The sequence below is a fragment of the Butyricicoccus sp. AF18-9LB genome (assembly GCF_027684505.1).
Taxonomy (GTDB): Bacteria; Bacillota; Clostridia; order Oscillospirales; family Butyricicoccaceae; genus Agathobaculum; species Agathobaculum butyriciproducens.
Genome location: NZ_JAQCWA010000053.1, coordinates 1,011 through 2,564, shown reverse-complemented (window position 1 = coordinate 2,564; position 1,554 = coordinate 1,011). Strand labels below are relative to the sequence as shown.

The following is a 1,554-nucleotide window of genomic DNA, read 5'->3' as shown; positions in this document are numbered from 1 at the left end:
ATACAATCCACGGATTTCTGCGTTGTATTGGTTTAGGATTTCCAAATCGTCCAAGTGCAACAGGCGAGTGCGCCGGACAGACTCCCAAACCTCTTTGTTTCCATTTTGTTTGTCGTATTTAATCTTGAGGGCATTGTAGGAGAACAGTCGTTTTACCCACTTATCATGGGGAACATAAAGTAAGACTTTTCCATTGTTTACCCGTCTGGTAGCCCCGGTTTTGGTCTTTTTGTTGTGTTCGCCTTTGGCGATTGTGACCTCATATCCCAAGAACTTCGCAGCGTCGTGTCCATGAGTAATCAATGTCTTTTCCTCGGACATTTCCAGATGGAGTTTGTCCCGGATAAAGCAGCCTACATCTTGTTTAATCTGTTCTGCGTCCTCTTTGCTGCCGATAACTCCGATTAAGAAATCATCGGCGTATCGGATATAGCAAAGCCGTTTATAGCTATCGTCCATCTGGTCGCTATACGGTATAGATTTCAGACTACGCCGCAGTTCCCGGATTTCTGCAATTAAGCCCTCTTTTTCTTCCACGCTCATTTTAGAGATATTTCTTTTAAGCCTTTGTTCTTTCCCACGGCAGACATCCAATTTCTTCTTGAACGCAGGATTGATTTTACGGCGGTTTCCGCAGTTGAATTTCTCTGCATACTCTGCCATATAACTGTCCAGTTCGTTCATGTAGATGTTTGCCAGGATAGGGCTGATGATGGAGCCTTGCGGAGTGCCGGAATAAGTATTGTGATAATTCCAATCCTCCATATATCCAGCTTTCAAGAACTTCCAGAGCAGACCGATGAAATATTCATCTGCAATCCGCTTTCGCAAAATAGCAATCAACACATGATGGTCTACGTTGTCAAAACAGCCCTTTATATCTCCCTCAACGAACCACTTTGTCCCCGTAAAATATTTCTGCACATATTTGAGTGCCGTATGACAGCTTCTGTTTATACGGAAACCGTGGGAATAGTCGCTAAAGGTTGGCTCATAAATACTCTCTAAGATGAGCCGCACCACCTCCTGTATCAGTTTATCGTCGAATGACGGTATTCCCAGAGGACGCATTTTCCCATTGGATTTCGGAATATACGTTCTCCTTGCCGGGTTAGGCTGATAACTAAAATCCCGCATCTTTTCAATGAGGGCGTTTATCCTTGCCATTCCCATTCCGTCAATGGTTTTGCCGTCTGTTCCGGCTGTCATGTTGCCTGGTTTCGCCTGTATCCGCTGATATGCCAGCAGATAGAATTGTGGATTGTACAGGTTGCGGTATAACCGCTCGTACTTGTAACTCTTGTTACACGCCTTGGATTTTAGGCTTTCCAACACATTTTCAGGACTTCTCATAATGCCTCACGCACCTTTCCTTTTTATGAATTGGTTGACATCCTGCCTCCCTTCGCCATGTAGACGGCTTTCCCGCCCTCGGACTACTACGGAGGCTCCGTTGCCATGCCGGATATTCATCGTCATCTTTCTTGGGTTTTTACCCCTTGAAATTTATCGCCTTGCGGCATTACGCATAGCCGGATAGTTCCGGCGTTCCGG

The 1,554-nt window shown here is 45.4% G+C and carries 1 protein-coding gene; it reads right to left on the bottom strand.

All coding sequences use genetic code 11. The features are described from left to right. Window positions 1-1,353, bottom strand: a 1,353-nt coding sequence (locus tag PGY33_RS14195) for a reverse transcriptase/maturase family protein (protein WP_270479191.1), incomplete at its 3' end; no start/stop codon positions are given. Window positions 1,354-1,554 lie beyond the last annotated feature (201 nt).